The organism is Qipengyuania gaetbuli, from assembly GCF_020171365.1.
GTDB lineage: Bacteria > Pseudomonadota > Alphaproteobacteria > Sphingomonadales > Sphingomonadaceae > Qipengyuania > Qipengyuania gaetbuli_B.
Window position 1 is genome coordinate 1778599 of the sequence record NZ_JAIUZO010000002.1, and the last position, 24935, is coordinate 1803533.

Consider the following 24935-nt stretch of genomic DNA (forward strand, 5'->3'; position numbering starts at 1 on the left):
AAGAGCCTCGATGAGCCTCCCGTAATTGAGGTCCTGTCCGAAATACCAGATCAGGAACCATATCATGCCAGGACAGGAAATCGCGACCAGCAGCGAACAGAATCGGGCTCTAGGACTGAGCACATTCGCGTTCACGATCTGCTTCGCTGTCTGGACGATCTTCGCGATCGTCGGGATCGAAATCAAGGCCGAGCTGGGCCTCAGCGATACCCAGTTCGGACTGCTAGTCGGAACCCCGATTCTGACGGGGTCGTTGACCCGCCTGTTCCTCGGTATCTGGACTGACCAATATGGTGGTCGCATCGTCTTCCCGATCACCATGCTCGCCTCGGCGGCATCGACATTCCTGCTTTCCTACACGGACAGCTATCTCATGATGCTGCTGGCGGCGTTGGGTCTTGGCTTGGCGGGTGGCGGCTTCGCCGTAGGCGTCGCCTATGTTTCCAAGTTCTACCCGCTTGAAAAGCAGGGCTCGGCTCTCGGTTTCTTCGGCATGGGCAATGTCGGTGCGGCGGTGACCAAGTTTCTGGCGCCGTGGGTTATGGTGGCGATCGGCTGGCAGGGCGTGGCCCAGGTCTGGGCGGGAGCCTTGGCGATCGTAGCCGTCCTGTTCTACCTTTTTGCCAAGGACGATCCCGAGTTCGCGGCCCGCAAGACTAGCGGGGTGAAGGCAAAAGGCTTGCTCGAACAGCTCGAACCGCTCCGTAATGAGCAGGTGTGGCGTTTCTCGCTCTATTACTTCTTCGTCTTCGGAGCCTTCGTGGCGCTCGCGCTCTGGCTGCCCAATTACATGGTGGGACTCTACGGCATCGACGTGAAGCTGGCGGGTATGCTCGCTGCGACCTTCTCGCTCTCGGCCAGTGTGTTCCGCGCCTATGGAGGCGTGCTCTCGGATAAGTATGGCGCGCGCAAGATCATGTACGCCACCTTCGGCGTCTCGCTGATCTGCCTCTTCATGCTGTCCTATCCCGCGACCGATTACGTCATCCACGGGATCGAAGGCGACATCACGTTCTCGACCTCGATGAACTTGGTGCCTTTTGTCATCACTGTATTCGTGCTGGGCTTCTTCATGTCGCTCGGCAAGGCGGCGGTCTACAAGCACATTCCGGTCTACTATCCGGGCCACGTTGGATCGGTGGGCGGTCTCGTGGGCCTCGTCGGTGGGCTCGGCGGCTTTATTTTGCCGATCGTGTTCGGCGCGGTCAGTGACCTGACCGGCATCTGGACCAGCTGTTTCATGGTCCTGTTCGCCCTGGTCGGCATTGCGCTCGCATGGATGCATATCGCTATCCGGCAGATGGAACAGAAGGCCAGCGGCATCGATATGCGCTCGCTTCCCGAATTCCCTGAAATGGCCGAGCTGCACGATGAGGAAAAGCAGGCCGTTGCTACGCCCAGCAAGGTGCTGACCGAGTGGAAGCCAGAGGATCCCGGTTTCTGGGAGCAAACGGGCGAGAAGATTGCTCGCCGCAATCTCTACATCTCGATCCCGGCGCTGCTGCTGGCGTTCTCGGTCTGGATGGTGTGGTCGATGGTGGTCGCGAAGCTGCCCTCGATAGGCTTCGACTACACCACCGATCAGCTGTTTTGGCTGGCGGCATTGCCGGGCCTTTCGGGCGCGACCTTGCGGATCTTCTACAGCTTTGTCGTTCCGATATTCGGCGGGCGCCTGTGGACCACGATGTCGACCGCGTCGCTGCTGATCCCGGCATTCGGGATAGGCTATGCGGTCCAGAACCCGGATACGCCCTATGTCATCTTCCTGACTCTGGCGCTGCTGTGCGGCTTTGGTGGCGGCAACTTCGCCTCCTCCATGTCCAACATAAGCTTCTTCTTCCCGAAGGCGCAGAAGGGCAATGCGCTCGCGCTTAACGCCGGACTCGGAAACCTGGGAGTTTCGGTGATGCAGTTCCTCGTTCCGTTGGTGATTGTCGCCAGCGTGTTCGGCGCGCTGGGCGGGGAGCCTCAGCAAACTGCCGAAGGCGGTCAGCTGTGGCTGCAGAATGCCGGCTTCATCTGGGTGCCGTTCATCATGGTGTCCACGCTGCTGGCATGGTTCGGGATGAATGACATCGCCGATGCAAAAGCCAGCTTCTCCGAACAGTCGGTGATCTTCCAGCGCAAGCACAACTGGCTGATGTGCTGGCTCTACACCGGCACATTCGGCAGCTTCATCGGTTTCTCCGCTGGCCTGCCGTTGCTCGCCAAGCACCAGTTCCCCGATGTGGATGTGCTGCAGTTCGTCTTCCTCGGGCCGCTTGTGGGGGCGCTCAGCCGTGCTGCGACGGGATGGGTGTCGGACAAGTGGGGCGGGGCTCGGGTAACCTTCTGGGTCTTTGTACTCATGATGCTGGGCGTGCTCGGGGTGGTGTACTTCCTCGAAGCGGCCAACTGGTGGGGCTTCCTTGGCGCTTTCATCTTCATGTTCTTCATGACCGGTGTTGGCAATGCATCGACCTTCCAGATGATCCCCAACATCATGCGCCAGGAAGTCCCGCGCCTGATGCCGGAACTCGATGCAACGGCCCGGGTTCGCCAGGCAGAGAAGGAATCCGCTGCGATCGTTGGCTTCACTTCGGCCATTGCCGCTTACGGGGCCTTCTTCATTCCGAAGAGCTTCGGTAGCGCGATTGCCGCCACCGGTTCGCCAATGGCGGCGCTGTGGGGCTTCTTCATCTTCTATTCCAGCTGTGCGGCATTGACCTGGTGGGCCTACACCCGCCGCGGCGGCCTGCTGCACGACATCGAGCGCGGCCGGGCACCAGCCCCGGTTGAAACACTCGCTCAGATCAAGGGAGCAACCGCATGAGCCATCTTCTCGACCGCCTGACCTTCTTCAAACAGGCCAAGCAGCCGTTTTCGAAAGGCCACGGCATCACAACCAACCAGAACCGAGACTGGGAGGACAGCTATCGCAAGCGTTGGCAGCACGACAAAATCGTGCGGTCGACCCACGGGGTGAACTGCACCGGCTCGTGCAGTTGGAAGATTTACGTTAAGGGCGGGATCATCACGTGGGAAACACAGCAGACCGACTATCCGCGTACGCGGCCCGATCTGCCGAACCACGAGCCTCGTGGGTGCCCGCGCGGTGCAAGTTACAGTTGGTACATCTATTCGGCCCAGCGGCTGAAGTATCCGATGATCCGCTCGCGGCTTGTCAAGCTGTGGCGCGAAGCGCGTACGGTGCGGACTCCCGTCGCGGCATGGGCTTCGATCGTCGAGGATCCGGCCAAGCGCAAAACCTACACCGCAATACGTGGTCACGGCGGTTTCGTGCGTTCGACGTGGGATGAGGTCAACGAGATCATCGCCGCGGCCAATGCCTACACCGCCAAGACCTACGGCCCCGACCGGGTGATCGGCTTCTCGCCGATCCCGGCGATGTCGATGGTGAGTTATGCGGCTGGCTCGCGCTACCTTTCGCTGCTCGGCGGCACCTGCATGTCATTCTACGACTGGTACTGCGATCTGCCACCCGCCAGCCCTCAGACCTGGGGTGAGCAGACCGACGTTCCGGAAAGCGCCGACTGGTACAATGCCGGCTTCCTGATGATGTGGGGCTCCAACGTGCCGCAAACGCGCACGCCCGACGCGCACTTCATGACCGAGGCACGCTATCGCGGGACCAAGGTTGCCGTGGTCAGCCCTGACTATGCCGAGGCGACCAAATTCGCCGACCTGTGGCTCAATCCCAAGCAGGGCACAGACGCGGCGCTGGCGATGGCAATGGGGCATGTCATCCTGCGCGAATATCACCTCGACCGTCAGGCAGAGTATTTCGAGGATTACTGCCGCAAGTATTCCGACATGCCGATGCTTGTGCGTTTGGTCGAAAAAGACGGTGCATACGTGCCCGAACGGCTCTTGCGGGCTGCGGATTTCCTCGAGGATCTTGGGGAAGACAACAATCCCGATTGGAAAACCGTCGCCATTGACGACACCACAGAAGAAGTCGTGGTGCCCAGCGGTTCCGCTGGCTTCCGTTGGGGCGAAGAGGGCAAGTGGAACCTGGAGGAAAAAGATGGGCGTGGCAACGACACTGCCCTTCGCATGACCAACATCCTCGAAGGTCAGCACGACGAGGTGGTCGAGGTCTCCTTCCCCTATTTCGGCAATCGCGAACACGATCATTTCGAAGGCACTGATCACCCCAGCGTGCTTAATCGTCGGGTGCCGGTGCGCCAGGTCCAGCTCAAGGAAGGCAAGGCCTTCGTTGCTACGGTGTTCGACCTGTTCTGCGCCAATTACGGCCTCGACCGTGGTCTGGGCGGCGAACATGTTGCACGCGACTACGCCGAGATGGTCCCCTACACCCCTGCTTGGGCTGAGAAAATCACCGGGGTACCGGCTGAACAGATCATTACGATTGCCCGCGAATTCGCCAGCAATGCCGAAGTGACCAAGGGTAAGTCGATGGTCATTGTCGGGGCCGGCCTGAACCACTGGTACCACATGGACATGAATTATCGGGGCATCATCAACATGTTGGTGATGTGCGGCTGTGTCGGCCAGTCGGGCGGTGGCTGGTCGCACTACGTCGGCCAGGAAAAGCTCCGGCCCCAGACCGGGTGGCTCCCGCTGGCCTTTGCGCTCGACTGGAACCGGCCGCCGCGGCAGATGAATTCGACGAGCTTCTTCTACGCGCATACCGACCAATGGCGCTACGAAACGCTTGGCGTGGACGAAATCCTCTCGCCGACCGCGCCGGAGGGCGAATGGGACGCGAGCCTGATCGATTACAACGCCCGCGCTGAGCGCATGGGGTGGCTGCCAAGCGCGCCGCAGCTCAAGACCAATCCGCTCGAAGTGGGCAAGGCCGCCAAGGCATCGGGCAAGGACGCCAAGGACTATGTGGCGGAGCAGCTCAAGTCGGGTGAGCTGGAAATGTCCTGCTTCGATCCGGACGATCCAGCCAACTGGCCGCGCAACATGTTCGTGTGGCGCTCCAACCTGCTCGGCTCTTCGGGCAAGGGCCACGAATATTTCCTCAAGCACCTGCTCGGTACCGCGCATGGCGTGCAAGGCAAGGACTTGGGAGAGATCGGTGGCCAGAAGCCGAAGGAAGTAAAGTGGCACGATGATGCACCGCAAGGAAAGCTCGACCTGCTCGTCACGCTCGACTTCCGCATGTCGACCACCTGTGTCTATTCGGACATCGTCCTGCCGACTGCGAGTTGGTATGAGAAGGACGATCTCAACACGTCCGACATGCACCCCTTCATCCACCCGCTATCGGCAGCGGTTGACCCCGTTTGGGAATCGCGCAGCGACTGGGACATCTACAAGGGGATCGCAAAGAAGTTCTCCGAAGTTGCCCCCGAGGTTCTAGGCGTCGAACAAGACGTGGTCTTGAGCCCGATCCAGCATGACAGCCCTAACGAGATCGCCCAGCCCTTCGAGGTCGAAGACTGGGGCCAGGGACAAGTCGAACCTGTCCCTGGCAAGACGATGGCAACCGTTGCTCTCGTCGAGCGCGATTACCCCGCGCTTTATGAACGGTTCTGCTCGCTCGGTCCCCTCATGGACAAGCTCGGCAATGGCGGAAAAGGCATTGCCTGGAATACCGAGAGGGAGGTGGAAAATTTGCGGAAGCTCAATGGTACCACCAAGCTCAATGGCTCGGATAAAGGCGCGCCGAGGATCGAGAGCGCGATCGATGCCGCCGAGGTCATCCTGATGCTCGCGCCGGAAACCAATGGCGAGGTTGCGGTCAAGGCGTGGGGTGACCTGTCGAAAAAGACGGGTCGCGACCACAAGCATCTTGCACTGCCGAAGGAAGAGGAGAAGATCCGCTTTCGCGACATTCAGGCGCAACCGAGGAAGATCATTTCCTCTCCGACCTGGTCGGGGCTGGAAAGCGAGCATGTATGCTACAACGCCGGCTATACCAATGTGCACGAATTGATCCCTTGGCGGACGCTGACCGGGAGGCAGCAGCTCTATCAGGATCACAAGTGGATGCGCGCCTTTGGCGAAGGGTTCTGCGTTTATCGCCCGCCGATCGATACCAAGGCCGTGCAGCCTATGCTGGATGAGGCCAAGGACGCTCCGCATGTGATCCTGAACTTCATTACGCCGCACCAGAAATGGGGCATCCACTCGACCTACACTGACAATTTGCTGATGCTCACCCTGTCTCGTGGCGGGCCGATCGTCTGGATGAGCGAGGTTGATGCTGCGAAGGCGGGTCTCGTCGACAATGACTGGGTCGAAACCTTCAACGCCAACGGAGCGCTTGTCGCCCGCGTAGTGGTGTCTCAGCGCATGAAGGAAGGCACGCTCTTCATGTACCATGCGCAAGAGAAGATCACGAACGTCCCCGGATCGCCGCTGACCGGCCAGCGCGGCGGCATTCATAATTCGGTGACCCGCGCGGTGCTCAAGCCAACCCACATGATCGGTGGCTACGTTCAGCAGAGTTATGGCTTCAACTACTACGGCACGGTCGGGTCGAACCGCGACGAATACGTGATCGTCCGTAAGCTTCAGAAGGTCGACTGGCTCGAAGAAGCGCTTCCTGAAGGGGAGACCGCAGCATGAAGATTCGCGCACAGATCGGCAAAGTTCTCAATCTCGACAAGTGCATCGGCTGCCATACATGCTCGGTCACCTGCAAGAACGTGTGGACCAGCCGCGAAGGCATGGAATATGCCTGGTTCAACAATGTCGAGACCAAGCCAGGCATCGGCTATCCGAAGGATTGGGAAAACCAGAAGCGCTGGAATGGTGGCTGGGTCCGCACGCCCGGCGGTTCGATCCGGCCCAAGATGGGCGGCAAGTGGCGGGTTCTGGCGAAGATCTTCGCCAACCCCGATCTGCCCGAAATCGACGACTACTACGAACCCTTCACCTTCGATTACGCGCATCTGCAGAAGGCAGGCGAGAGCAAGGCGTTTCCGACGGCGCGTCCGCGCAGCCTGATTTCGGGCGAGCGAATGGAGAAGATCGAGTGGGGTCCCAACTGGGAGGAAATCCTCGGCGGCGAATTCTCCAAGCGCTCCGAAGATTACAACTTCGAAGGGGTCCAGAAGGAGATCTACGGCCAGTTCGAAAACACCTTCATGATGTATCTGCCGCGGCTGTGCGAACACTGCCTCAATCCGACCTGCGTCGCCGCCTGCCCCTCCGGCGCAATCTACAAGCGCGAGGAAGACGGGATCGTCCTGATCGACCAAGAAGCTTGCCGCGGATGGCGCATGTGCGTGTCGGGCTGCCCGTACAAGAAGATCTACTACAACTGGAAGACTGGTAAGAGCGAGAAGTGCATCTTCTGCTATCCGCGTATCGAAGCGGGCCAGCCCACCGTCTGCTCGGAAACCTGCGTTGGCCGGATCCGCTATCTCGGCGTGATGCTCTATGATGCGGATCGGATCGAAGAGGCCGCCTCGGCAGAAAATGTCGAGGATCTTTATCAGGCCCAGCTCGATATCTTCCTCGATCCCAACGATCCCGAAGTGATCGAGCAGGCGCGCAAGGATGGTGTCCCCGAAGCCTGGCTGGAAGCGGCGCGTAATTCGCCCGTCTACAAGATGGCGATGGAATGGAAGGTCGCCTTCCCGCTCCACCCGGAATATCGCACGCTGCCGATGGTCTGGTACGTGCCGCCGCTGTCACCCATCAGCGCTGCCGCCAATGCTGGGCAAATTTCGATCAACAATAACATGCCCGATATTCGATCCCTGCGGATCCCGCTCAAATATCTCGCCAACCTGCTGACCGCAGGAGACGAAGAGCCGATTGCGGTGTGCCTTGAACGCATGCTCGCGATGCGGGGATATATGCGGGCGAAAACTGTCGAGGGTGTCCACAATGAGGCCATCGCAACCGATGTCGGCCTCACCGGCGAGCAAATCGAGGAGATGTACAAGGTGATGGCGCTGGCGGACTATGAAGACCGCTTCGTCATCCCCACCGGCCACCGCGAGGATGCCGAAGACATGTTCGACGAGCGCGGCTCGTGCGGCTTTTCCTTTGGTAACGGTTGCTCAGGCGGCAGTGGCGAACCGAACCTGTTCGGTGCGCCCGCCGCCCGCAAGAAACTCCAGACTCCGACGGAGGTATTCTGATGAAATCGCTCCATTTGCTTTCTCTGCTGCTGCAATATCCTTCGCTGGACTTGCAGGCAGTGTCAGGCGAAATCCGTCAGCGGCTCAATGATGACCGCTCACTTCAGGCCAAATCCGTAGAGGCACTGAATCCGCTCCTGACCCGGCTTGCCACGAGTGACATTTATGATGTGCAAGAGGCCTATGTCGAACTGTTCGATCGTGGGCGGGCGCACAGCTTGCATCTGTTCGAGCATGTTCACGGCGAAAGTCGCGATCGCGGCCAGGCTATGGTCGACTTGCGTGAGCGGTATCTCGCCGCAGGGCTGGAGCCGACCGGCAATGAACTGCCCGATTACTTGCCACTGTTTCTCGACTATTGTTCGACCCTGCCTGATGAGGCCGCGCGTGACACGCTGGCCGAACCGGGGGTGGTACTAGTCGCCTTGGCCGCGCGGCTGGCAGAGAAGGGGTCCGACTATGCTCCGCTGTTCGCCCTGCTGTGCGACATTGCCGGGGTCGAGATGGACGAAGAGGCGAAGAACGCGCTTCCTCCGGCGGAAGATCCGGAGAGCCTGGAAGAACTAGATGCGCAATGGGAAGAAGAGGAAATCCGCTTCGGGGCTGAAGCGGTCCCCGATCCCAATGCGGCTTGTCCGAAGGTCGGCGAGATGCTCGATCGCATGCGAGAAACCCCAGCAATCCAATCCTCGGCAAGGAGCTGAGCCATGGAAGACTTCATCCACCACCTGCTTTATGGGATTTATCCCTATATCGCGCTCGCCATACTCGCGATCGGCTCGATCATACGCTTCGACCGGGAGCCCTATACATGGCGTTCCGGTTCCAGCCAGCTGCTGCGTCGCAAGCAGCTCATGGTTGGATCGGTCCTGTTCCATGTCGGGGTGCTATTCATCTTTGTTGGCCACCTGGTTGGCCTGCTGACCCCGATCGCGCTGTTCGATGCTCTGGGTATCAGCCACGGAGCCAAGCAGTTGCTGGCGATCGTCGCTGGCGGAATAGCCGGCGTCGCAGCGATCATTGGCGCCACATTGCTAATCCATCGTCGCTTCTTCGATCCCCGCGTCCGCGCTGCCTCGAATTTCAGCGACAACATGATCATCCTGATCCTTTGGGTGCAACTGGCACTGGGTCTAGCGACCATCCCTCTTTCCGCCGGTCATCTCGACGGGCATGAAATGGTCAAGTTCATGAATTGGGCGCAGGGCATCTTCACCTTCCAGGGCGATGCGGCGAGTTATATTGCGGATGTCCATATCATCTTCAAATTGCACCTGTTCCTGGGCCTGACAATCTTCGTGCTGTTTCCGTTCACCCGCTTGGTGCACATGCTATCGGCTCCGGTACGTTATCTGTGGCGTGGCGGCTATCAAGTCGTGCGTTCGCGCAAGAGCCTGAGCCATGGCTGACTTCTTGGAGCATCCCAAAGTGGTTGTCGGCGGGGTCGAGATTCCCGCTGCCGCTATCGCCGCCGAGGTACAGAACCATCCGGCCCCCGACGCAGAGGAAGCCTGGCAGGAAGCGGCGCGGGCGCTCGCTGTCCGCCAGCTCCTGCTGGCCGAAGCAGACAGGCAAGAGATCGTCGCCGGTGAGTGCACCGATGTCGAAGGCCGCAAACTGGTCGAGGACGATGCCCGGATCGACGCTCTCCTGGTCGAGAATGTCATGGTGCCGAGCGCAACCATAGAGGAGGCAAGGCGTTTCTATGACAACCACACCGACCGCTTCTGCAGCGAGACCTTGATCGAGGCGGAGCATATCCTGTTTTCCGCCAGCCCGGAGGATGAGTTCAACTACAGCCTGGCAGTGGGCGATGCGCGGATGGCCATTCGCGAGCTCGAGAAAAACCCTGCCTGTTTCGCTGAGCTGGCCAAGGCCAAATCTGCCTGTCCGTCGAAAGAGCAAGGCGGCAATCTCGGCCAGGTCGGGAAGGGTCAGACGGTCGCGGAGTTCGAGCAGGCGCTGTTCGGGTTGGCAGAAGGCGAGCTGTGCCGCGATCCGGTAAAGTCACCCTATGGCGTGCATGTGATCCGTGCCGGGCGCCGCGCCGAGGGCAGGCAATTGCCGTTCGAAGTGGTCGAGCAATCGATCCGCAACTATCTGGAGGAGGCAAGCTACCGCAAGGCCATGTCCCAGTATCTGTCGATCCTTGCCAGTGAAACCGAGATCGAAGGCGTCGATCTCGCTGCGGCAGAAGGTCCGCTGGTTCAGTGAACGATCATCGTATCCGAGATGTTCTGCCGTTGGCGTCAGGCGGCTCCACGCGGCTGAGCGATAGTATCGGGCGGCGCTTCGAATATCTGCGCCTTTCGCTGACCGAGGTCTGCAACTTTCGCTGCACCTATTGCCTCCCGGAGGGATACAAGAAGCCGTGCAATTTGCCGAACGAACTGTCCGTTGAGGAAGTTCGCAGAGCTGTCACGGCCTTTGCACAGCTTGGCCTATGGAAAGTCCGCCTGACGGGCGGGGAACCAACCTTGCGGCGCGATTTCGAAGACGTCGTCCGTACGGTTTCGCAAGTGCCAGGGATCCACAAAGTAGCGATGACCACAAACGGATACCGTCTCGCCCAGCGTGCAAAAGCATGGCGCGATTGCGGTGTGAGCGCGATCAATATCAGCGTGGATTCGCTCGATCCCGCCCGCTTCTCGGCCATCACCGGCCATGACCGGCTTGCCGAGGTGATGCGCGGGATTGATGCTGCCGAGGCTGCGGGGTTTGAGAGCATCAAGCTCAATGCGGTGCTTATGCGCGGAGTGAACGATGATGAGCTGGAGACGATGGTGGAATTCGTGGCCGCCCGCGATCTGTCGCTGCGTTTCATCGAGGTGATGCGAACGAACGACAACGCTTCCTTCTTTGACGAGCGCCATGTCGCGGGGCAGAGCGTCATCGACCGGCTGGAAGCTGTCGGGTGGCAGCGGCTGCCTCGCGAGGTCGGTGCAGGCCCGGCCGTAGAGTTCGGCCATCCGGAGGCGAAGGGCCGCATCGGTATCATAGCCCCCTATTCGAAGGACTTCTGCGCAAGCTGCAATCGCCTGCGATTGTCATCCGACGGTAAATTGCATCTCTGCCTGTTCGGGGATGGCGGTTTCGATCTACGACCGCTGCTGGCAGAGGATTCTGAAACGGACCTGGCGGAGCGCATTCGGACGCTGGTTGGAGCCAAGGCGCCTGCGCATCGCCTGCACGAGGGGAATAGCGGCGCGACACCGCACCTGGCATCGATTGGAGGATAACGCATGGCCGAACTGACGATCAGCGTCGAACTCTGCGGCCGACTGGCCGATCCATGCGGTCCGACTGTCGACATCCCGCTACCAGCAACGGGGCTCCACGTGCCTGACCTCCTGGCGAGTCTGGGCAGCACCTTTCCGCTCCTTCAGGATAGTCTGGCCAAAGGACGGATCCGGGCCTGCATCAACGAAACCATCGTCCCCGACGAAACGGTCGTGAGGCCCGGCGATGTCGTGGCGATCTTTCCTCCGGTGTCCGGTGGATGAGTATGATGGTCGAATTGCATGAGCGGGAGTTCGATCCTGCCGCGCTGCTCGCTCAATTCTCAAGCGAACTCGACGACGAAGGCGCGGTCGTGAGCTTCACTGGCCGCGCGCGTTCGCGGGCAAAGGATGGCGGCGAAGTCGATGCTCTCATTCTGGAGAAGTATCGCGGTGTGACATTGGCTTCGATGCGGGCCATTGCCGAAGAGGCTCATACGCATTTTCCAATCTCGAAAAGCCATGTTGTCCATCGAGTAGGGAGGATATTTCCACGCGAGCCGATCGTCTTTGTCGCCACGGCGTCTGCGCATCGGCGCGCCGCCTTCGAAGCTGCCGATTACATGATGGACCGGCTGAAGACCGAGGCCGTGTTCTGGAAACGCGAAGAGTATGAGAGTGGATCAAGCTGGATCGAACCGACCGATCAGGACCATTTGGACAATGCACGCTGGGATAGGCGCGCAAGTGAGGATTTATGCCGGGAATCGATGAAAGTCTGACCTTCTATCCTTTAGGTATCGCGGTTCTCACGATCTCCGACACTCGCACACTTGAGACCGACACGTCAGGTGGCTTGCTCGCCGAACGCCTGCAATCGGCGGGGCATGAGCTCATTGCGCGCGATATCGTGAAGGATGAGATCGAAGATATTCGCGCTTGCCTGCTCGAGTGGCTCGCCAATCCCGAAATCGAGATCATCTTGACCACCGGCGGGACTGGGTTTTCGCCGCGCGATCATACGCCGGAAGCTGTCAAGCCACTCCTCAAACGCAAAATGGATGGCTTCTCGGTGGCCTTTCACCAGAAGAGCATGCAAAGCGTTGGCGTTGCAACCATGCAGTCGCGCGCGTTTGCAGGACAGGCGGGGGATGCTTTCATCTTTTGCGTGCCCGGTTCAACCGGAGCCTGCCGGGATGCCTGGGACGGCTTGCTTGAATTGGAATTCGATAGCCGTCACAAGCCATGCTCGATCGCGGGCGCGTTGCCGCGACTGCGGGATGTCTGCGCTTGATTACGGTTGATGAGGCGCTTGCTCGGCTTGAAGCTGAAGTCAGACCTCTGGCGATAGAGGAGGTCGCACTTGCCTGCGCAACCGGGCGCGTACTCGCCGAGCCGGTAACAGCTCGCAGTGCCGCGCCGCGCATGGCAGTTGCGGCAATGGATGGATATGCGGTTCTGGACGCCTCCACATCTCCAGACGAGCCGATCAGGGTGGTGGGCGAAAGCCGCGCGGGATTGAGCTTCTCGGGAGAGGTTGGGCCGGGTGAGGCCGCGCGCATTTTCACTGGCGCTCCAATGCCAAAAGGCACTGACCGCTGCATCATGCAAGAATATGCTGAGCGCGAGGGCGGGATCGTGCGCTTTGCTGAGGGCTATGGCCCCGGTTGGCACGTTCGCAGCGCTGGCAGTGACTTTGCGGCGGGTGACGTCCTGCTGGAGGCGGGAACACGTTTGTCACCTCGTGCAATGATCGCAGCGGCCGCTGCAGACCAGGCGACGGTGCAGGTTCATGCACAGCCAAAGGTCGCTATCATAGGCACCGGAGACGAACTGGCGCTTCCCGGGCTGGCCCATCTTCGTGCCGACGCCATTCCTGAAAGCGTGACGCTTGGCATTGCGGCCATGGCTGAGCAGGCTGGGGCAAGGATTGTCGATCGGGTGGTCGGTGAGGACGCCTTGCCCGCTCTTGAGCGACTTGCCGGTAAGGTGCTGGACCTTGCCGATGTCGTGATTGTGACCGGCGGCGCTTCGGTTGGTGAGCGCGATTTTGCCAAGCCCATGTTTGCGCCGCACGGGCTCGAATTGCTGTTCGCCAAAGTCGCGATGAAACCGGGGAAGCCTGTGTGGCTGGGAAGGGCAAAGGGCAAGTGGGTGCTCGGGCTTCCCGGTAATCCGACATCCGCCATGGTCACGGCGCGGTTGTTCCTGGTGCCGCTGCTTGCGAAGCTGCAAGGCCAGGCAATCGGCAAGGTCTTGCACTGGCGGGAGTTGCCGCTTGAAGGGACGATACCCGAAACGGGCAGCCGTGAGACCTTCGTTCGCGCCTCTTGGGGTGAGCGCGGATTGCACCCACTCAGCAATCAGGAAAGCGGCGCCCAGGCCGCGCTCGCTCAAGCGGATTGGCTTATACGCTGCACGCCCGGAGGTTCAGCCCGCGCATCGGGTGATATGGTAGTGGCGACCGAGTTCTAGCCTTAGTTTGATGCCACTGGGAGCATAGCAATGGTGACATTAAGGACTATGGAGCGGCATCGCGCATGGCAGGGTCCAGCTGTGCTGAGCTTTGGCTTCCGCCCATTCTTTCTGCTGGGAGCGATATGGGCCGCGGCGGCGATGATCCTCTGGATTGCTATGCTCTCCGGGCGACTTGCGCTGCCCACGGTGTTCGATCCGGTGAGCTGGCACGCCCATGAATTCCTGTTTGGCTATTTGGGCGCGATTATTGCCGGGTTCCTGTTGACGGCGGTTCCCAATTGGACCGGGCGATTACCAGTCACCGGATGGGCGCTGGGCGGACTTGTGGTGCTGTGGATTGGGGGCCGCTTGGCAGTTTCCGTTTCGCATTATCTCGATCCGATCGCGGTCGCCTCTGCCGATCTTGCCATGCTCCTCGTATTAGCTGGGCTCCTAGGCCGGGAGATTGTCGTCGGGAAAAACTGGCGCAACCTGCCGGTGGTGGCATTGCTCGTCGTGTTCTGTCTTGCGAATGGACTGTTCCACTGGGAATTTGCGAAAGGGACCTTTGCTGCGCAGGGCTACGGGCTGCGTCTTGGACTAGGCGCCGCGGTGTTGATGATCTCTCTTATCGGGGGCCGCATCGTTCCCTCTTTCACGCGCAACTGGCTGGTGAAACAAGGGGAGGAACGATTGCCCGTCCCGCCGATGCAGGTCTTCGACAAGATCGCACTGGCTGGCTTGCTGGCTGCCGTCTTGTGTTGGCTGGTCAAACCGGATGCACTAGTCACAGCCGTGTTTCTCGCGATTGCCGGTGTGCTCCACCTTGTTAGGCTTATGCGCTGGGCCGGGGATCGGACAGGAGCGGAGCCGCTCGTCTTTGTCTTGCACGCCGGCTACTTCTTCATACCGCTCGGCGCATTGGCTGGCGCAGCCGAAACTTTTGGCTATGGTTTCGTAGGAGCGGGGACGGCGCAACACCTCTGGATGGCAGGCGGGATCGGCCTCATGACCCTAGCCGTCATGACCCGCGCAACGCTTGGTCATACCGGGCGGGAGCTGACTGCAGGGGGAAGGACAAGTGCTATTTACGTCGCGGTTGTTTTGGCAGTAGCGGCCAGGCTCGCCGCGGGGGTCTGGCCCGGTCATGCGCTGCTGCTTCACGGCGTTTCGGGAGCGGCATGGATTGCGGCCTTTGGCGGGTTTGCGGTGGTTTACGGCCCCCTGCTGTTGCGACCGCGCAAAACGGGTTGAGCGATCGCAGGGCCGACAGGAAGCACGCGCTCCTTCCCGGATATCATGACTGCCGGAGCCTGCTCTCAACTCGTGCGAGCATTTCAAGGTCGTTGATATTGGTGAAGGGATCGATGCCTTGGTCCGTTGGCCAATCGAAGTGTTTCACTCCGATGCTTTCCGCGAATCGCCAGATCGAACGCCCTCCCGCCGCAATGAAGGCATCCAGTGCGGCGCGCTCGATCCGCCACAAAGCAGCCATCGGATGATCGCGCCCTTTGCTCACTGACATGGCGCAGGATTGCGAGCCAATTCCCCGCGCAAGTCGTTCCACGAGATCGGATGGCAGGAACGGCAAATCGCATCCGATCAGGACGACTTGGTCACGATTATGCTCTTCAGCGAAACCGAAGGCACTCTTCAAGGCGCTGATCGGTCCAAGGCCCGCCGCTGCATCTACCAGTATCGGAATCGAGGTGAGATCAAGCTGATCGGAATCGCGAACAGCAACAGCGATCAGATCAGAATGTTTGCTTGCCCAATGCAAGGCATGGTCAAGAAGAGATTTCCCGGCGAGCTTTTGAGCCGGTTTGCTGCCGCCCATGCGGCGACCTTCGCCACCGGCGGCGATCACTATCGCGGGCATTGTGTCAGTCACGGGTAAAGCAGGTAGCGCTCCCAACGATCATTGTCTTGCTTTTCGAACAACACTCGCTTGTGCAATCGGTATTCCCCTTCGGACCAGAATTCAAAGCGACGCGGTTCGATCCGGAACCCTGACCAGAACGGTGGACGCCCGGGGTCCTTCAGGGCGAAGGAAGATGTGTATCGAGCGATACGAGCCAAAAGTTTCCCGCGGCTCTCAAGCGGGCTTGACTGCTTCGACGCCCATGCCCCGATCCTGCTGGCGAGCGGTCTTGAGGCGAAGTAGATGTCGGCTTCCTCATCGCTAACTGGCTGGACTGATCCCTCGATCCTGACCTGAAGGCTCAGTGGAGCCCAATAGAAACACAGGGCGGCATGGGGATTGGCTGTCAGTTCACTCGCCTTGCGACTGCCGAGATTGGTGTAAATCACAAAGCCCGATGCGTCGTGCCCTTTGAGCAGGACCATGCGGTTCGATGGCATGCCATCCTTGCTTGCCGTTGCGAGATTGGCCGCACTCGCATCGGCAATTTCAGGATGCCGGGACGCTTTTGCATACCACGATCCGAAGAGTGCATGCGGATCGTCGGATAGTCCGTTCATGAGCCTCTGCGATCTCGCCAGTCGGTCATGCGGTCCCTGAATTTCCCGAATTCCATTCGAGCAATAGATCGCAAGTGGACTTCATCGGGACCATCGGCAATCCGCAATGCGCGCATACCGGCATAGACTTCGGCCAAGCCGAAATCGTCAGAGAGACCGCCCGCCCCATGAGCTTGCATTGCGTGATCGAGAACGCGCAATGCCGTCCTCGGCGCAGCGACCTTGATCAGGGCGATCTCAAGCTTGGCCGCCTTGTTACCGGCCTTGTCCATCATGTCGGCGGCCTTGAGGCAGAGAAGTCTGGTCATCTCGATATCAAGCCGCGCTTCACCCAGGCGTTGTTCCCATACCGACTGTTCGGACAGGTGCTTGCCGAAGGCGACCCGCGATTGAAGCCTCTCGGCCATCTTCTCGATAGCGCGCTCGGCGGCACCGATTGCGCGCATGCAATGATGAATGCGGCCGGGACCGAGCCTGCCTTGCGCGATCTCGAAGCCGCGACCCTCACCAAGGATGATATTGCTGGCAGGAACCCGGACATCGCGCAGCACCACTTCGCCATGTCCATGGGGAGCTCCGTCGTATCCGAAGACGGGCAGCATGCGCACGATCTCGATGCCGGGCGTGTCGAGCGGCACGAGGATCTGTGATTGCTGCTGGTGCGCGTTCGCGTCTGGGTCGGTCTTGCCCATGACAATCGCTAGCTTGCAGCGCGTATCGCCCACTCCGGACGACCACCATTTGCGCCCATTGATAACGTATTCATCACCCTCGCGGCGGATCGATGTCTCGATGTTGGTCGCATCGGAGGACGCAACATCGGGTTCGGTCATCAGGAAGGCAGAACGAATTTCTCCATCAAGCAGCGGTCGCAACCATTGCGCCTTTTGCTCCGGCGTTCCGTAGCGGTGAAGCACCTCCATATTGCCGGTATCAGGTGCCGAACAGTTGAACGTTTCCGAAGCAAAGCCGACCCGCCCCATTTCTTCTGCACACAACGCGTAGTCCAGATTGGAGAGCCCTGCTCCGCGATACGCCTCCTCATCATGCTCGGAAGGCGGCAGGAAGAGGTTCCAGAGCCCCTCGGAATAGGCGCGCGCCTTCAGTTCATCGATGATAGGTGGCACTTGCCAACGCTCGTCTCCGCATTCGCCCAGCTGGGATCGGTATACCTCTTCTGCACGATAGACATGCGCGTCCATGAAACTTCGCACGCGATCTCGCCAAAGGGTCTGATTATCGGAAAGGCTGAAATCCATTGATCGGGTGCTCTGCGGAAGTGATTTTCGGAAGCACAGCGATACACTCAGATGGTCGATTTGAATTGATCTTGGTCAAGGATCGATGGTCGAGTTTGCTTTCTAGTGATCGCTATGGATCGTCGTGAGCATATCGAGTTTGTGCAGTCGCAATTGCTACCCTGGCAACGCATCGGTGCGGGGCTTGCGCGGCCGGATGCCGAATACAAGATGCTCAGCCGTGACCCTGAGGGTGGGACTTGCAGTGCATTGATGCGCTATCCTCCTGGCTGGTCGCGCATGGGGCCAGAGCATATCTTGGCAGACGAGGAATTCTTCGTTCTCGATGGATCACTGGAAATGGATGGCGAACTGTATGAACCGGACAGCTATGCCTTCCTGCCTGCCGGCTGGACCCGCACCAGCATGGCAAGCAAGAACGGCTGCGTCTTAATTGCATTCTACAATCGCGAACCCGTTCTCGTCGGAGACATGGGCGACTGCGACAAGCGGCGCGCCGTTCCCCACCTTAAGACGCGGCAGATGTCATGGGACATGACGCTCAATGACCCCAATCTGCGCCATCTGGGAATCTCGCGAAAGGATCTGCGGACCGATCCGGAGACCGGCGAACGCACTTTCCTTTCATTGATTCTCCCGCAGTCCGAACCGCCCGCTGGCAAGGGGCCGCAGGAAAGCCACCCGGTTGTGGAGGAATGTTACATGATTGCTGGCTCGCTAACAGGGCCGCCCGGCACGATGCATCCCGGCGCCTATTTCTGGAGACCGCCAACTATTCCCCACGGCCCTTACGGTTCCCGTTGGGGTGCGGTCTCGCTGATCCGTTTCGTGGGTGGCAAGCATGAAAATGTTTGGAGTGACGACCAAGCCGATTTCTCTTTCGACCAAGCCTACGATCCGATCCTTCCTGAGCGGTTGGAGTACCTGCGCGAATTCACCTGGGAAGGTCCGCTATCTTACTAGAACATAGCCTCGACTCTCAGTTTCAAAAATGGTGAAGGTTATCGCCCGCGGGGACTGAATGATGCCAGATCACTTTATTGAACAGCACTGGCAAATGTGGTGCCGAGCACGTCTAGGAATGCGCGATGGTCATGGTGACGGGCCGCATCCAATAAAACCGCTGGACCGGTTTTGAAGGGCAGACTTGCAACGACTGCGAGATCATCGCAGAACAAGTCGATTTCCTCGCCAAGGCGAAGGTAACTGGCGTTACCAAGACCGGTTGTCGAATCCGCGATCAGACGCTCTCAAAGGTCTCGCTGGCACGATCCAGCGGGGCCTTTTTCCATGCACGGGTATGGCCTTTGACCCTTTCGCTTCTGCGCCGCGGAGGCGCAGAAATCCTTTAGGTAAGGCTGCCAAGCGCGCTGAGCACAAAATGGTCCAACGACTGGTTACGGGCCTGGAAAATGGGAAATTTGATTGCACACCGTACCCGGAACTCCGGTGTTTGGGATACGAGCATTTCTGCGGGCTTCGCCGGCATTTCGGTGTCTGTCGCCACCTAATGTCATTTGATGTCAGTTTGGGAGTCGCAACTCGCTTACGAGTTGCCTGTCGGTAAGCGCCTAATTTTAAATCAGAAAATAGCGTTTTCCTACAGGGTTGCCGCTGCCGTAAACTGATGTCAATTCAGAGGGGTCATCGGGCCGGCGGGGGCGGCCAAACGTCAGGTGACGCCGTGCGGTTTGCCCTCCAATGCTATGTCGACGAAGACCTCCATGCCCTCGTGAAAGCGGCTGCTGATGCAGCGCATATGAGCGTCAGCCAGTGGCTGAAACTCACCGTGATCGAGGCGCTGGACGAACCTCAGGATGAGGCGTTCCGCGATCAGGTTCTGGCCGATCTGCTGTTCACCAAGATCGCGCTCGATGGCTGGCTTCGCACCCACAAGGACAAGGAACTGCGCGACCGCGTGGTGATAGCCTACCAACGACGCATCCGGGAGTATCGCGAACGCAAAGCCTTCAAGCCCGAGGGGCGCTGAGCGATGTTGTCGGTGGCCAATGTGCGTTCGGCTGGCGGGGCTGCCAACTACTTCGCCAAGGACAATTACTATACCAAGGCAGACGCCGATCGATCGGGTATCTGGGTTGGGAAAGGAGCCGAACGGCTAGGTCTTTCCGGCACGGTCGACGCCAAGGCGTTCGAGGCCATCCTGCGCGGCGAGTTGCCCACTGGCGAGCGCATCGGGCACGAAGCTCAGTATCACCGGGCAGGCACGGACCTGACCTTTTCTCTGCCCAAGAGCTGGTCGCTCCTGGCACTCGTCGGCAAGGATCAGCGGATCATCGACGCCTACCGGTCAGCGGTTGTCGAAACGCTCCAGTGGGCGGAGAACAACGCCGCGCAGTACCGTATCGAAAAGGGCGGGAAAGATCGGCTGCATACCAGCGACAACCTGACTGTTGCTCTGTACCAGCACGACACCAACCGCAATCAGGAACCGAACCTGCACTTCCACGCGGTCGTCGCCAACATGACGCAGGACAAGGACGGGAAGTGGAGGGCGCTACGCAATGACAAGCTGTGGCAGCGCAACACGTTGCTCAATGCAATGACCATGGCGCGCTTCCGGATCGAGGTCGAGAAACTTGGCTACCGGATCGGTGAACTCGGAAAGCACGGAAACTTCGAGGCCAAGGGCATCGACCGGGATGCGGTGATGGCCTTTTCCACGCGGCGGCAGGAGGTGCTCGAAGCGCGGCGTGGCGGTGGCCTCGAGGCGGGTTTGGTGGCGACGCTGGCGACCCGCGAGGCCAAGCAAAGCGATGTCGATCGCGGTGCCTTGATGGCCCAATGGGAAGGACAGGCTTGGGAGCAGGGGCTCGACCTCGATGGCATGGTGCGCGCTGCCAGGCTGCGCACGCATGAACTCACGGTAGCGGCTGCAAAGCGGGCGAATGATCGCTTCAGCTTGCTCGAAAGGGGCAAGGCCATGATTGCCAGCCTCGCCGAGCGAATGGGCATCAAGGAGGGGGATCCGCTCATACCCAGGCGACTGCATCTGAAAAGCCGCGAAGAGATCGCAACCGCCCATGCGGTCGCATCGGCGGTGCGGCACCTTTCTGAGCGAGAGGCGGCCTTTACCGCTACCGATTTAGCCAAGGCCGCGCTCGATTTTGGCCTGCCGACGACGATGAATTTAGTCGAGAAGCGTATTGGCCAACTCGCCCAGCAGGGCGCGCTGATGCGCGGGCGAGGCGTGCAGAAAGGGTGGCTGACAACATCCAATGCATTGGCGCTAGAGACCCGCATGCTGGCGGAGATCGAGAAGGGAAAAGGCGTAGTTCATCCGATCCTCGACGCGAAGACCGCTGGACAGTTCCTGCAAGCTTCGGCAGCCATCAATTACGGGATGAAACTCAACTTCGGTCAGGAAGCGGCGGGCCGGTTGATCCTGTCTTCAAACAATCGCGTCGTAGCCGTTCAGGGTGTTGCAGGGGCGGGCAAATCGAGCGTGCTACGGCCGGTCAACCAGCTTCTGGAAGAACAAGGCAAGAGGGTCGTTGGCTTGGGTGTCCAGAACACCTTGGTCCGTATGCTGGAGAAGGACACCGGCATTCCATCGATCACATTGCATCGCTTTCTCGGTGGGCATCGAAGGCTGCTGGATGGCTCCGCTGGCAAAGCAGAGATCGCCGCTGCGCGCGAAGAGTATCTCGACACTGTCCTTGTTCTCGATGAGGCGTCGATGGTCTCCACGCGTGACCAGGATCGCCTAATCCGCATCGCCAATCTGCTGCAGGTCGATCGCCTTGTGCTGATGGGCGACGAGAAGCAATTGGGTGCCGTCGAAGCGGGCAAGCCCTTTGCATTGGCGCAGCGTGTCGGGACAGACACGGCGCGCATGGACCACAATCTTCGCGCCCGTTCTGACACCCTTAAGAAGGCACAACATGCAGCACAGCAGGGCAAGACCAATGAAGCCCTCGAGCATCTCAAGAATCACATTGTCGAGGTGCAGGAGGACAGCGCGATAGATGCGGCAGAACGGTGGCTGTCGCTGCCGTCAGCAGAGCGCGAGCGTACATCGATCTTTGCGACGGGCCGTCGTTTGCGCTCGGAGATCAACGAGGCCGTACAAACCGGACTCGCCGCTAATGGCGAGATCGGACCAGCAAGAACGAGACTGTCCGTTCTTTCGCGCGTGAATGCAACCCGCGAGGAGTTACGCTACGCACGCAATTATCAAACCGGCATGGTGCTCGAAGCGGCGAGCCGACAATCGCGGCACGGTTTAGGGCGTGGCAGCCACGAGGTGATGGCTGTCGACATTGGCAAGGGCGTGGTCACGCTTCGCGACGAGCGGGGCCGTTTGCAGAGGTTCATCCCGTCAAAGCTATCCGCCAGGGGCAGCGACCAATTGCTGCAGCTGTTCGAGAAGAAAGAACTCGACCTTTATACAGGGGACGCAATCCGGTGGACGGCGAGCGACCATCAGCGCGGCATGACAAACGCGGATCGCGCAACGGTAACCGCAATCGATAGAGGCGTGGTGACGGTCACGACCTCCAGCGGCATGGAGCATAGACTGAAGAAGAACGACCCGATGTTGAAGCGGATCGACCTCGCCTACGCGCTCAACGCCCACATGGCGCAGGGTCTAACAGCAGATAAAGGCATCGCCGTACTCGACAGCCGCGAGCGGCGACTGCTTTCGCAGCGCAACTTCCTCGTCACGATTACGCGGGTGCGAGACGAGCTTAAACTGATCGTCGACAGCCGGGAAAAGGTCGGGCGAGGTATTTCCGCCAATCTGGGTGAGAAATCTTCTGCAGCGGAAGTAACCGAGCGGCTTGGGCAGGCGGCGGCAAAAGGCGTCCGCGCGGCCCACGTCCAAGCAATTAAACATGCACCACAGGCCGAGCGCGAGAAGGCACCTGAGTTGGCGAAGGAAAGAGCGAAGCCCTTTGACTTCGGCATCTAACCGCTCAGGCAAAAATCTGCCCAATCGGCCATCAGCGGCCTGCGTTTATCGAGATAATCCGTGCGCCGATAGGCCGCTTCGACCTTGTTGGCGATCGTGTGGGCAAGCGCTGCCTCTGCGACTTCACCCGGATAGTTCGTCTTTTCGGCGACCCAGTCGCGAAAGGACGAGCGAAAACCGTGAACCGTGTAATCGTCGCCCTTGTCGCGCAGGATTTTGAGCAAGGTCATATCTGACAAGTGTCGACGAGGATTCTGGCCCGGAAAGACTAGAGTGCTCACAGGGGAGCGAAAGGCTTTCGCTCGCTTGAGGACGTCCATGGCCGCTTCCGACAGCGGGACGACGTGGATGGTTCCTGCCTTCATGCGTTCGGCAGGGATGTTCCAGAGCTTCTTCCTGAGGTCGATCTCGTTCCAGCACGCACCGCGCACTTCGCCGGAGCGAGAGGCGTTCAGGATCACGAACTCCAGGGCAAGACGGCCAACCGAGGAGCGCCCGCGCAGCCATGTAATGAAAGCGGGTAGGTCAGGATAAGGCATTGCTGCGAAGTGGCTTTGCTTCTTGGGCTGGCGCGGCAAGCCACGGAGTACCGAGCGCATCGGAGCCTCGGTCTCACGAAAGCCCTTTGCGCAGGCCCAATCGAGCACCGACCCGATTCGTTGCCGTACTCGCCTCGCAGTCTCGGGCTTGGTCAGCCAGATTGGCGAAAGCGCATCGCGGATTGCCGGCCCTTCAATTTCTGAAACGAGTTTGTCGCCGAGAGTCGGAAAGGCATAGGTTTCGAGAGTCTTGATCCATTGGGCCTGATGCTTGCCGTTCTTCCACGCGGCCTTGTGCTCGTCATGAACGAGCTTGGCGGCGTCGCTGAAAGTGGGGATGACCAAGGCTTCCTTTTTGCGCTCTGCCAAGACGTCGACGCCCGCCTTTACCTCCTTGCGGAGGGCCCGCGCGGCCTCGCGAGCATCGGCTAGCGGCAGCTCGGAAAGAGGACCTAAACCGATGTCTCGGCGCTTCCCATTGGCCTGAACCCGGACAATCCAGCTGCCTTTACCCTTTGCAGCGAGTTTGAGGATCAAACCCTCGCCATCTGAATAGCGGCCAGGTTCAACCAGATTCTTGACCCTCATCGCCGTCAGCTTGCCCATTGCTTGTTCCTTTCAGACCCACATCTAGACCCACACGCTGCGCCGGATGAATAGGAACATATAGAGAACTAAGCGGACGACGAAAAGCGAAAAAACGCCGCATTTCTGCGGGTTTGGGGACTATAAGGGATTGATTGGGAAAAGCGAGGTGGCGGAGACGGAGGGATTCGAACCCTCGATACCCGTTACCAGGTATGGCTCCTTAGCAGGGAGCTGGTTTCAGCCACTCACCCACGTCTCCGCATCGCAAGCCTCGGCTGCGAGGGGCGCGCTATAGCTAGGGGGGCACCGGCCATCAAGTGCAATTCCTCCCTCCACGATTCACCGCTTCCCGGACTCGGTTCGGCGCGAATCCGATTCGGTTCATCGCCCTGTCATTGCCCGCCTGCTTGAAAGCGATTCTCCTGTCGCACGTGACCTTCGTTGGCGCGCCTGCGGGCAGGGTCACGGGAAGGGAATATCGAGATGAATACGGCACGCAGCATCCTAGTCAGCCTGGCCGCAGGGCTCGGCCTGCTTGCGACGCCCCTTGCGGCACAGGTCGAAACGGTCGACCCCGATGCCGCCTATGAAGCGGTCATCGACGGCGACCTGGAAGAGGCGCCGGGCGAGCCTTCGCCCTATGCGGACTCCGAAACGCAGCCGGCCATCGAGCTGCCCGAATTCGAGGACGAGGCTGCTCCGGCCGAATCCGGCGCCCCGCCTGTCTGGTCGGAACAGTCCGCCGAAGAAGCAGCGTCCGCGCGCGTCGCGAGCGCCAATGTCGACGATCCGTCCACCACCTACCGCGAGGATGACCTCATCGGCGCGGCAGAGGGCGTGTTCGGCAAGGGCGCCGAAGGCCTGGCGCAGATGATCAAGAAACTGCTCGCCGACCAGGGCGAGCCCAACGGCTACATCGTCGGCCGCGAGGCAGGCGGCGCATTCGTCGTCGGCGCGCGCTACGGTTCGGGCACGCTGTTCCACAAGGTGGAAGGCGAAATGCCGGTATACTGGACCGGCCCCTCGATCGGCTTCGATGCTGGCGCAAACGCCGGCAGCACCTTCGTGCTCGTCTACAACCTCTACGACACTGAAGAGCTTTACGAGCGCTTCCCCGCCGCGGAAGGGCAGGCCTACCTCATCGGCGGCCTCACCGCGAGCTACGTGCGCAAGGGCGACGTCGTCCTCATTCCGATCCGCATGGGTGCAGGGCTCCGGCTCGGCGTCAACGCGGGCTACATGCGTTTTTCCAAGAAGCAGCGCTGGCTGCCGTTCTGAGCCTCCAAAGGGCTGCCCCGAGCAGAGGTCGCACTCACAACAAGGGCTCCTATACGGGCCGCAACCGAATTCCGGTTGCGGCCCTTCGTTTGTTGGGCGAAAGGGGCGCC

General features: G+C 60.0%; 20 protein-coding genes and 1 tRNA gene. 16 read left to right on the plus strand and 5 right to left on the minus strand.

Annotation, left to right across the window (positions count from 1 at the left end; all coding sequences use genetic code 11):
• Positions 1–64: 64 nt before the first annotated feature.
• From LCL94_RS09390 to LCL94_RS09445, 12 genes are read left to right on the plus strand one after another with little or no spacing between them, the layout of a single operon-like run.
• Complete coding sequence (locus LCL94_RS09390) at positions 65–2812, plus strand: MFS transporter (protein WP_318245577.1); 2748 nt, start codon at positions 65–67, stop codon at positions 2810–2812.
• Positions 2809–6546: a nitrate reductase subunit alpha gene (locus tag LCL94_RS09395; protein ID WP_224831972.1), complete on the plus strand. Its 3738-nt coding sequence runs from the start codon at positions 2809–2811 to the stop codon at positions 6544–6546. The genes LCL94_RS09390 and LCL94_RS09395 overlap by 4 nt, the downstream gene beginning before the upstream one ends.
• Positions 6543–8072, plus strand: a complete 1530-nt coding sequence (narH, locus tag LCL94_RS09400; protein ID WP_224831973.1) for a nitrate reductase subunit beta — start codon at positions 6543–6545, stop codon at positions 8070–8072. Before LCL94_RS09395 ends, narH begins: the two co-directional genes overlap by 4 nt.
• Positions 8072–8776: a nitrate reductase molybdenum cofactor assembly chaperone gene (narJ, locus tag LCL94_RS09405; protein WP_224831974.1), complete on the plus strand. Its 705-nt coding sequence runs from the start codon at positions 8072–8074 to the stop codon at positions 8774–8776. Before narH ends, narJ begins: the two co-directional genes overlap by 1 nt.
• Positions 8777–8779: 3 nt before the next feature.
• Positions 8780–9481, plus strand: coding sequence for a respiratory nitrate reductase subunit gamma (gene narI / locus LCL94_RS09410; RefSeq protein WP_067598206.1), 702 nt, complete (start codon positions 8780–8782; stop codon positions 9479–9481).
• Entirely contained in the window at positions 9474–10286 is an 813-nt protein-coding gene (locus LCL94_RS09415; protein ID WP_224831975.1) for a peptidylprolyl isomerase, read from the plus strand. Before narI ends, LCL94_RS09415 begins: the two co-directional genes overlap by 8 nt.
• Positions 10283–11311 (plus strand): GTP 3',8-cyclase MoaA, encoded by a 1029-nt coding sequence (gene moaA, locus LCL94_RS09420; RefSeq protein ID WP_224831976.1) that lies wholly within the window; start codon positions 10283–10285, stop codon positions 11309–11311. The genes LCL94_RS09415 and moaA overlap by 4 nt, the downstream gene beginning before the upstream one ends.
• 3 nt (positions 11312–11314) lie before the next feature.
• The gene (locus tag LCL94_RS09425; RefSeq protein ID WP_224831977.1) at positions 11315–11575 is read left to right on the plus strand and encodes a MoaD/ThiS family protein; all 261 of its coding nucleotides are present in this window, start codon (positions 11315–11317) and stop codon (positions 11573–11575) included.
• Positions 11572–12072, plus strand: a complete 501-nt coding sequence (locus LCL94_RS09430) for a molybdenum cofactor biosynthesis protein MoaE (RefSeq protein WP_224831978.1) — start codon at positions 11572–11574, stop codon at positions 12070–12072. The genes LCL94_RS09425 and LCL94_RS09430 overlap by 4 nt, the downstream gene beginning before the upstream one ends.
• Positions 12048–12584, plus strand: coding sequence for a molybdopterin-binding protein (locus LCL94_RS09435; RefSeq protein ID WP_224831979.1), 537 nt, complete (start codon positions 12048–12050; stop codon positions 12582–12584). Before LCL94_RS09430 ends, LCL94_RS09435 begins: the two co-directional genes overlap by 25 nt.
• Positions 12536–13765 (plus strand): molybdopterin molybdotransferase MoeA, encoded by a 1230-nt coding sequence (locus tag LCL94_RS09440; protein WP_224831980.1) that lies wholly within the window; start codon positions 12536–12538, stop codon positions 13763–13765. Before LCL94_RS09435 ends, LCL94_RS09440 begins: the two co-directional genes overlap by 49 nt.
• 48 nt (positions 13766–13813) lie before the next feature.
• On the plus strand, positions 13814–15001 hold the full coding sequence (locus LCL94_RS09445; RefSeq protein ID WP_224831981.1) for an NnrS family protein: 1188 nt from the start codon (positions 13814–13816) through the stop codon (positions 14999–15001).
• A 43-nt stretch (positions 15002–15044) separates the two neighbouring features.
• Here the strand turns inward: LCL94_RS09445 and LCL94_RS09450 are convergent, their stop codons facing one another.
• From LCL94_RS09450 to LCL94_RS09460, 3 genes are read right to left on the minus strand one after another with little or no spacing between them, the layout of a single operon-like run.
• The gene (locus tag LCL94_RS09450) at positions 15045–15638 is read right to left on the minus strand and encodes a molybdenum cofactor guanylyltransferase (RefSeq protein ID WP_224831982.1); all 594 of its coding nucleotides are present in this window, start codon (positions 15636–15638) and stop codon (positions 15045–15047) included.
• Positions 15635–16228, minus strand: a complete 594-nt coding sequence (gene pdxH / locus LCL94_RS09455; protein ID WP_224831983.1) for a pyridoxamine 5'-phosphate oxidase — start codon at positions 16226–16228, stop codon at positions 15635–15637. The genes LCL94_RS09450 and pdxH overlap by 4 nt, the downstream gene beginning before the upstream one ends.
• Positions 16225–17487, minus strand: coding sequence for an acyl-CoA dehydrogenase family protein (locus LCL94_RS09460; protein ID WP_224831984.1), 1263 nt, complete (start codon positions 17485–17487; stop codon positions 16225–16227). Before LCL94_RS09460 ends, pdxH begins: the two co-directional genes overlap by 4 nt.
• Positions 17488–17601: 114 nt before the next feature.
• On the opposite strand from LCL94_RS09460, the gene LCL94_RS09465 reads away from it, so the two are divergent.
• The 3 genes from LCL94_RS09465 to mobF all read left to right on the plus strand — a co-directional run bounded on the left by LCL94_RS09465 (position 17602) and on the right by mobF (position 22420).
• The gene (locus LCL94_RS09465; protein ID WP_224831985.1) at positions 17602–18450 is read left to right on the plus strand and encodes a cupin domain-containing protein; all 849 of its coding nucleotides are present in this window, start codon (positions 17602–17604) and stop codon (positions 18448–18450) included.
• 796 nt (positions 18451–19246) lie between these two features.
• Positions 19247–19477, plus strand: coding sequence for a hypothetical protein (locus LCL94_RS09470; protein ID WP_224831986.1), 231 nt, complete (start codon positions 19247–19249; stop codon positions 19475–19477).
• A 3-nt stretch (positions 19478–19480) separates the two neighbouring features.
• Positions 19481–22420, plus strand: coding sequence for a MobF family relaxase (mobF, locus tag LCL94_RS09475; protein WP_224831987.1), 2940 nt, complete (start codon positions 19481–19483; stop codon positions 22418–22420).
• Here mobF and LCL94_RS09480 read toward each other — a convergent pair.
• The gene (locus LCL94_RS09480; RefSeq protein ID WP_224831988.1) at positions 22417–23565 is read right to left on the minus strand and encodes a tyrosine-type recombinase/integrase; all 1149 of its coding nucleotides are present in this window, start codon (positions 23563–23565) and stop codon (positions 22417–22419) included. The genes mobF and LCL94_RS09480 overlap by 4 nt on opposite strands.
• A gap of 149 nt (positions 23566–23714) precedes the next feature.
• Positions 23715–23806, minus strand: a tRNA-Ser gene (locus LCL94_RS09485).
• A gap of 224 nt (positions 23807–24030) precedes the next feature.
• Here LCL94_RS09485 and LCL94_RS09490 point away from each other — a divergent pair.
• Entirely contained in the window at positions 24031–24825 is a 795-nt protein-coding gene (locus LCL94_RS09490) for a DUF1134 domain-containing protein (RefSeq protein ID WP_224831989.1), read from the plus strand.
• Positions 24826–24935: the final 110 nt, after the last annotated feature.

Bases quoted from the DNA above. Each gene is read 5' to 3' on its own strand.
- LCL94_RS09390 (WP_318245577.1), top strand. From the start codon at position 65: ATGCCAGGACAGGAAATCGCGACCAGCAGCGAACAGAATCGGGCTCTA.
- LCL94_RS09395 (WP_224831972.1), top strand. From the start codon at position 2,809: ATGAGCCATCTTCTCGACCGCCTGACCTTCTTCAAACAGGCCAAGCAG.
- narH (WP_224831973.1), top strand. From the start codon at position 6,543: ATGAAGATTCGCGCACAGATCGGCAAAGTTCTCAATCTCGACAAGTGC.
- narJ (WP_224831974.1), top strand. From the start codon at position 8,072: ATGAAATCGCTCCATTTGCTTTCTCTGCTGCTGCAATATCCTTCGCTG.
- narI (WP_067598206.1), top strand. From the start codon at position 8,780: ATGGAAGACTTCATCCACCACCTGCTTTATGGGATTTATCCCTATATC.
- LCL94_RS09415 (WP_224831975.1), top strand. From the start codon at position 9,474: ATGGCTGACTTCTTGGAGCATCCCAAAGTGGTTGTCGGCGGGGTCGAG.
- LCL94_RS09425 (WP_224831977.1), top strand. From the start codon at position 11,315: ATGGCCGAACTGACGATCAGCGTCGAACTCTGCGGCCGACTGGCCGAT.
- LCL94_RS09430 (WP_224831978.1), top strand. From the start codon at position 11,572: ATGAGTATGATGGTCGAATTGCATGAGCGGGAGTTCGATCCTGCCGCG.
- LCL94_RS09435 (WP_224831979.1), top strand. From the start codon at position 12,048: ATGCCGGGAATCGATGAAAGTCTGACCTTCTATCCTTTAGGTATCGCG.
- LCL94_RS09440 (WP_224831980.1), top strand. From the start codon at position 12,536: ATGCTCGATCGCGGGCGCGTTGCCGCGACTGCGGGATGTCTGCGCTTG.
- LCL94_RS09445 (WP_224831981.1), top strand. From the start codon at position 13,814: ATGGAGCGGCATCGCGCATGGCAGGGTCCAGCTGTGCTGAGCTTTGGC.
- pdxH (WP_224831983.1), bottom strand. From the start codon at position 16,228: ATGAACGGACTATCCGACGATCCGCATGCACTCTTCGGATCGTGGTAT.
- LCL94_RS09460 (WP_224831984.1), bottom strand. From the start codon at position 17,487: ATGGATTTCAGCCTTTCCGATAATCAGACCCTTTGGCGAGATCGCGTG.
- LCL94_RS09465 (WP_224831985.1), top strand. From the start codon at position 17,602: ATGGATCGTCGTGAGCATATCGAGTTTGTGCAGTCGCAATTGCTACCC.
- LCL94_RS09470 (WP_224831986.1), top strand. From the start codon at position 19,247: ATGAGCGTCAGCCAGTGGCTGAAACTCACCGTGATCGAGGCGCTGGAC.
- mobF (WP_224831987.1), top strand. From the start codon at position 19,481: ATGTTGTCGGTGGCCAATGTGCGTTCGGCTGGCGGGGCTGCCAACTAC.
- LCL94_RS09480 (WP_224831988.1), bottom strand. From the start codon at position 23,565: ATGGGCAAGCTGACGGCGATGAGGGTCAAGAATCTGGTTGAACCTGGC.
- LCL94_RS09490 (WP_224831989.1), top strand. From the start codon at position 24,031: ATGAATACGGCACGCAGCATCCTAGTCAGCCTGGCCGCAGGGCTCGGC.